At 46.8% G+C, this 6,705-nt stretch carries 7 protein-coding genes; 6 read left to right on the forward strand and 1 reads right to left on the reverse strand.

Going from position 1 to position 6,705, the window contains the following annotated elements:
• The 6 genes from L865_RS25755 to L865_RS0119780 all read left to right on the forward strand — a co-directional run.
• Window positions 1–300: hypothetical protein (locus tag L865_RS25755; protein WP_037471675.1), on the forward strand; the 300-nt coding region annotated here is incomplete at its 5' end.
• Window positions 297–2,441: a type I secretion system permease/ATPase gene (locus L865_RS0119760; RefSeq protein ID WP_028774814.1), complete on the forward strand. Its 2,145-nt coding sequence runs from the start codon at window positions 297–299 to the stop codon at window positions 2,439–2,441. The genes L865_RS25755 and L865_RS0119760, both read left to right, overlap by 4 nt.
• Window positions 2,438–3,751: an HlyD family type I secretion periplasmic adaptor subunit gene (locus L865_RS0119765; RefSeq protein ID WP_028774815.1), complete on the forward strand. Its 1,314-nt coding sequence runs from the start codon at window positions 2,438–2,440 to the stop codon at window positions 3,749–3,751. Before L865_RS0119760 ends, L865_RS0119765 begins: the two co-directional genes overlap by 4 nt.
• 12 nt (window positions 3,752–3,763) lie before the next feature.
• Window positions 3,764–5,059 carry a TolC family outer membrane protein gene (locus tag L865_RS0119770; protein ID WP_028774816.1) on the forward strand — a complete coding sequence of 432 codons (1,296 nt, stop codon included), beginning with the start codon at window positions 3,764–3,766 and terminating at the stop codon, window positions 5,057–5,059.
• Window position 5,060: 1 nt separating this feature from the next.
• On the forward strand, window positions 5,061–5,648 hold the full coding sequence (locus tag L865_RS0119775; protein WP_028774817.1) for an OmpA family protein: 588 nt from the start codon (window positions 5,061–5,063) through the stop codon (window positions 5,646–5,648).
• A 189-nt stretch (window positions 5,649–5,837) separates the two neighbouring features.
• Entirely contained in the window at window positions 5,838–6,374 is a 537-nt protein-coding gene (locus L865_RS0119780) for a thioredoxin family protein (RefSeq protein ID WP_028774818.1), read from the forward strand.
• A 43-nt stretch (window positions 6,375–6,417) separates the two neighbouring features.
• On the opposite strand, the gene L865_RS0119785 is transcribed toward L865_RS0119780, so the two are convergent.
• Window positions 6,418–6,705, reverse strand: a 288-nt coding sequence (locus L865_RS0119785; RefSeq protein WP_028774819.1) for an integrase core domain-containing protein, incomplete at its 5' end; no start/stop codon positions are given.

Below are 6,705 nucleotides of genomic sequence, written 5' to 3' on the forward strand. Positions count from 1 at the left end.
ACTGGTCTCAGCAACAGTCATGAGCGGCTTGCGCCGATTAATGATGAGCAGATGGCAGAAGCCCATCAACTGATTGCAGACAGTATCACGCCCCCTAAAGGCGATCACATCACGCCTATTTCAACCGAGCTAAACGGGGAACAATTACAAACCTTAACCACGGCCATTCGCCAAGCTGCGGAAAATCTATCGGAGCCCAAGTACCTGCCTGCCACCCTTGATACGCAATCCGATATCAATGCCGTTGACAGTATTAGTCAGCTCGAAGATGAGCAGCAATTATTGGGGCAGAACTTATGAGTAATACCAAGCCCAATGAGACATTGTTGTTAGCTCATGTTATTTGCCGGCACCTGGCGGTTTACGCCGATGACAACCAATTGCTCAATGGCTTACCCATATCCCAAAGCGCCCTCGCCCCGGGACTCTTACCCCAAGCTTTAGCGAACGTAGGGATTGACGCTGCGCAGCAACAACTACCAATAAATAAAATGGCCCTACCAGCGCTGGTCATTGGTAATCAAGGGCAAGCCGCGATGCTGATAAGTCGTGGTGATAACGGTCTTGAGATACGACATAGTAATGGCAGTACAGAAACCATTCCCGCAGCCGATTTCAGCCAACATTATCAAAAAAACAGTTGGTACTTGTGTCGCCAAGCCAGTTTGGATGATCGCGCAAAAGAACATAGTTTTAACCCCCACCGCCATTGGCTTCTCCAAGCATTTGACGAAGTGAAACCGTTTTATGCCAGTTTTCTACTGGGATCATTTGCCATTAATATCTTAGCGGTCGTCACACCGCTTTTTACCATGAATGTGTATGACCGAGTGGTGCCTAACCAAGCCATCGATACCCTATGGGTGTTGGCTATTGGAGCCTCTATCGCCATCATGTTTGACTGGTTGCTTCGCCAAGCACGCACTAAGCTGGCCGATGTTGCGGGCAAACATATCGATATTTCCATGTCGAACTTGTTGTTTAGTCGGGTACTCGGTATGAAGCTAACCCACCGTCCAGCTTCCGCTGGCGCATTTGCAAAGCAGTTACAGGAGTTCGATAGTATTCGAGAGTTTATCACTTCTGCAACGCTAGTCAGTGCCGTGGATCTGCCATTTACACTGCTATTTTTGGCCTTAATAGCCTGGCTTGGTGGCCCTATGGTGTTGGTGCCGTTAACCTGCATGGTGGTGTTATTGGTCATCAGTTTTGTAATGCAAAAGCGGTTAGTGACCACCATAGAGCAGACCTCTAAATACTCCACACAACGTCAAGCACACCTTGTTGAAACCTTAAACTTACTCGTCGAAACCAAACAAAATAATGGTGAAGCACGGGCCAAGCGGATTTGGCAAGATGCCGTTAGTCATCTAGCAGATTGGCAAAATGAATCCCGCATCGCCTCAAACACCTTGACCCACAGTGTCATGAATGCCCAACAGCTGGTAACAATTGGTCTTATCATTAGTGGGGTATATCAGATTCATGCTGGCAACCTTAGTATGGGCGGGCTAATTGCAATCGTTATGTTAAGTGGCCGCGCTGCTAATGCGATTAATCAAATTGCCATGTTGGTGCTTAAATATAAGCAGACTCAATCTGCTGTGGTCGCGGTTGAATCAATCTTGGCACTTCCGCAGGAGAACAGCCAAACCCTGCAAGCCAACAACCAGGTTAGTTTTAACGGCGAGTTTAGACTTAGCCATGCCAGTTTTAGCTATCCAGAGCAAAATATGCCGGCCTTTAATGATATTGATTTACTGGTGAAGCCGGGCGAACGCATTGGCCTTTTTGGTGCAGCCGGCGCAGGGAAATCGTCGCTTATAGCAGCCATTGCTGGCCAATATGAACTTAGCTCTGGGCAAATTAGTTATAACAACTTAGCGGCGAGTCAATGGCCAGCACATCGCTTACGTCAACATATAGGCTGGATGTCACAGCAGCCCCAGTTGGTGTATGGCTCAGTACTTAAAAACCTGATATTCGGCTTACAGCACGTTGATGAAAATCAATTAGCCAAAACCTTAATGGCGACCGGCATCGACAAGTTAATGGCTCGCTTGGGCAGCGGCCTTGAAAGCCAAGTGGGTGAATTTGGCCGCCAGCTTTCTGGTGGCCAGCGTCAAGCGGTCGCATTATGCCGCGCACTATTGAGGCAGCCTAAACTACTGCTGCTCGATGAACCCACCAGCGCAATGGACGAGCGTGCCGAAAACCAAATCCTTGCTTGCCTCAAATCTCAACCGCGAAATTGCACTATGGTAATTGCCTCCCATAGCCCCAAAGTGCTCAGTTTATGTGATCGTATTATCGTGATGGAAGCGGGAAATATTTGCGATGAACGCACAGCAACAGACATGCAAGATAGCCAAAAACGACGCATTAAAGCTGTCTCAATCAATAAGCGCGCGCCTCAACAAAGTTCAAGAGGCGACTCATGAGTGCTCAACTCCATATTAAGCATCTCGAAGGCGCAAGACGTGCCAAACAGCTTATTTTACTGGTGATGTTATTAATTATCGCCACAATCACATGGGCTCATTTTGCCACATTAGATGAAGTGGTCATCGGTGAAGGCAAAGTGGTGCCAACCCACTCGGTGCAGCAAATAGAAAGCTTAGATGGCGGCATTCTAAAATCTGTTGCTGTTACCGAAGGCCAATCAGTAATAGCAGGGCAAACGCTATTAGTACTTGATGAGTTACGCTTTGCCTCGGCCTACGATGAAGCACAATTGAGCCGTATTGCGCTCAAGCGTCAACTCGTGCGTTTAGAAGCTGAGCTCGCCTCAGTGCAGATGCAACCACAGCATCAAGATTGGCGCCAACAAGTGCAAGTACAGATACAAGCCTTACCGACAGCCCAAGGGCAAATCAGCCCCCGCAGCCAGGCTATCTATCAAGCCAGGATGTCGCAATTGATCTCACAGCTTGCTCAGGCAGAACAAGCTGTCGCACAAAAAATAGAAGCCAGAGAAGAAGCACGCATTACCACTGAGGCCCAACTTAATGGCCTTAAGCTCGTTGAGCAAGAGATCAACATGACCCGTGAAGCCGTAGAAGAAGGTGCGGTTGCTGAACTTGAGCTACTTAAGTTAGAGCGCGACGCGATTCGTTTACAAGGTGAACTGGCGGCTTCTAAAGCCAATGAGCGCCAGTTAAAGGCTGCACAAAGCCAAGCGGTTGGTGAACGGCAGTCATTGGCACTAGAGTTTTTGTCTCGCAGCGAAGCAGAACGCAATGAAGTGAGCAATGAGCTTGCAGGCCTACAGGAGAGTATTAAAACTCTCGCTGACCGCTTAGAGCGAACTAAAATTACCTCGCCTATCGATGGCAAAGTCACCAACATTCTTGTGCGTTCTATGGGAGCGGTTATCGAACCTGGGGAGCCCATTATGGGCATTGTTCCAAGTGACGGCGCACTCATCGTCGAAAGTCGCATCGCCCCTAAAGATATCGCCTTTGTCAGAACGGGACTAAAGGCGACGGTGAAGTTCACCGCCTACGATTTCGTTATTTATGGGGGTCTTGAAGGTGAGGTTATTTACGTTAGTCCAGATGCGCAGCAACTTGATGATGGCAGCACCTATTATGAAGCTCATATAAAAACTCGCGAAAACGTATTAAATGGCTGGCCGATAATTTCCGGCATGCAGGCAAATACGGATATTTTAACGGGCAACAAAACTGTTTTGAATTATTGGTTAAAACCGCTATTACGAGCGCGTGCAAATGCACTACGTGAACCTTAAGGTAAGGATACTATGCGACAATTGTTACTGATCCCCATACTCGCTTTAGCACCACATGTTCAAGCGTTAACACTTGAACAGTCTGTGGCAGAGGCGATTAATCATCACCCTTCTTTGCAGCAAAAATATGCCGCATTTGAAGCCGCCGTTCGTTACCGACGCGCTGCCGTAGGCGACTATTTACCCCAAGTTAAGCTCTATGGTGGCATAGGCTATGAAGATGTCAGATATAACAGTGGCCAACGCATCGATTCAGAATTAACCAGAACAGAAATCGGTTTAAAGGTGTCGCAGCTATTATTTGACGGCTTTCGCACCACATCTGAGATCGACAGATTAGAGTTTGAAAAAGAAGCAGAACGCTTTGGATTGCTGTCGGCCGCGGAGAATCTTTCTCTAGAGGTCAGTCAAGTTTATCTAGAACTGGTGATGGCAGATAAAGTGACTGAACTGGCACAGCGTAACGTTGAAGAACACAAAGAGATTCTGGCGAATATCGACTCTCGCCTCAATAAAGGCCTGAGTAGTGAATCAGACGTGGCGCAAGTTAAGGCCCGATTGGCGACCAGTCAATCAGGTTACCTAGCAGCGCGTAACAATCAGATGGATTTACAGGCTAAGTACTACGACCTTGTAGGTCAATTTCCACAAGACCTCATCAGTCCACAGCCTGATTTTGATTACGTGCCCACCTCATTGTCACAAGCTTTAGAGTTAGCCAAGAAAAATCACCCTGAAATTGATGCGGCAACCTCAGATGCACAAGCGGCCAGTGCACAACATGAAAGGGAAAAAAGTGACTTTTGGCCTAAGTTATCTATCGAGCTTCAAGCTAACAAGAACGACAATATCGGCGGCATTGAAGGCCCAGATGAGGATGCCCGTGCAATGTTAATGCTGAGCTACGATCTGTATAACGGCGGCTCAACAGTTGATCGCACCGAAGCGGCCGCATGGCGCTATCAGCAAGCTATTGCGGTTAGGCAAAGCACTGAGCAGCAGGTAGAAGAAGGCACCCGACTGGCTTGGAACGCATTTGACTTTGTCGGCCAGCAGCGCAGTTTTTATCGGGAAAATGTCGATCAAGCCGTGAAAGCCGAACAAGGTTATCGTAAACAGTTCGATTTAGGTCGGCGCTCATTACTCGATGTACTCGATGCTAAGGTTGAGGTATTTCTTGCACGAAAAAACTATCTTAATGCCCATCACAACTACTATATTGCCGCCTATCGATTAATCAATGCCACGGGCTACTTAATGGAGTCGTTCCGGATTGACCAACCTCAACCTTGGTCACAGGAGAAATAGCATGAGAAACTTTAACCTATTAATATTAATTGCTATTTGTACGATACTTTATGGCTGCGCTGATACCGCTGCCCCCTATGAGCAACAGCAACAGAGCCGCAATCTTAATGACCAAGACTTCGATGGCGTTGTGAATGCCCGTGACGAGTGTGCTGATACACCTATTGGCGCCATTATTGATAATAAGGGCTGCAGTATCACAGAGGTGGCGTTCGCTGAACAAACTAAAATCATCATGTTTGGCTTCGATCAAGATACGCTTAGCACCGCTGAGCGCAATAAGGTTGCCGAGCTTATCGACAAGCTTAAAGGTTTACCACAGGCAAAACTGCTGTTAGTCGGTGATACCAGCTCGGAAGGCAGTGACAACTATAATCACCAACTGGCATTGCGACGTATCGAAACGGTTAAGCAAGTTGCTTTAACACAAGGCTTCCCGCTACAACGCATTGAAAGTGAGACTTATGATGAGTTACGCCATATTGCTAATCCGGTTAGCGGCCGCCAACATCGGTTAATTGCTATAGGCCAGTGGCAGCACGACACCGTTGCTAAACAATGGAATATTTTCAGTTCTGAACACAAATAGTGCTTTACGGCTCACAGATTAACTCAAACTTAAACCTAGCGTTGATTCTGTGAGCCACCTAGCTAATTAGCTTATTGGTCAGTGATCAAGCTAACATCCTCTCGCCTCGCCCCTTTCACCTCAAGCTTGCTCATTAGATAATGCTGATAGAATAAATTTAGCTAAATTTCTGTGACCTGAGGTAGTATCATGACCAACAATATCAAAGCACTTATTGCCACCACTGCATTAATTTTCAGTACTCAAGCCATTGCTAACAGTGGTTGCGCCTTTGAAGACGAAAACGGTGGTTTCATGGCGACATGTAGTGAGGAGAAACAGGAAGTGATTTTAACTGGTCTAGTCGACACCAACACCATGATGGCGGAAGTAGAAGAAATGACCGCGGGTTATGAAGAGTACCAAGTCGATACCGCAGCTATTACCCCGCTAAAGAATCTACAAGAGCCCACTGAAATAGTGGTCATTATCGGTACTTGGTGTCCAGATTGTCACCGCGAAACACCGCGTTTTATGCGCATAATGGAAGAGATCAATAATCCAAATATCACCGTTAAGTACATTGGTGTTGACCGTCAAAAAGCCGATCCAGAAGGTTTAGCGGCGAACTATGAGTTTACTCGTATCCCCACCTTTATCGTGATCCAGCAAGGTGAAGAGATTGGTCGTATCGTTGAGAGCCCAGAAGTCTCTTTAGAAATTGATTTAGCAAAAATCCTTAACTAATCTAATGGGTTTGTCTAGTCCTAAAATAGGTTGACGGTTTTTATTAAGCCAGTTGGTATTCCCAACTGGCTTTTTCATGCACCTCATTTGGGGTTTTCATCCCTAAACTAAGGTGCGGCCGTAATTGATTATAAATCTCTATCGATTCCTTGATTAAAACGCCAAGCTCTTTCATCGTTCTGCAGCGATTAAGCAAAAACTCTTGCTTCAAAATACCATTCACACGCTCTGCTTGTGCATTTTGGTAGCAGTCATATCCATCTGTCATTGATGGGGTCATTCCATAGGCGGCTAGTGCCGCTTGGTATTCAGATGAGCAGTACTGTATCCC

Source organism: Shewanella waksmanii ATCC BAA-643, assembly GCF_000518805.1.
GTDB lineage: Bacteria > Pseudomonadota > Gammaproteobacteria > Enterobacterales > Shewanellaceae > Shewanella > Shewanella waksmanii.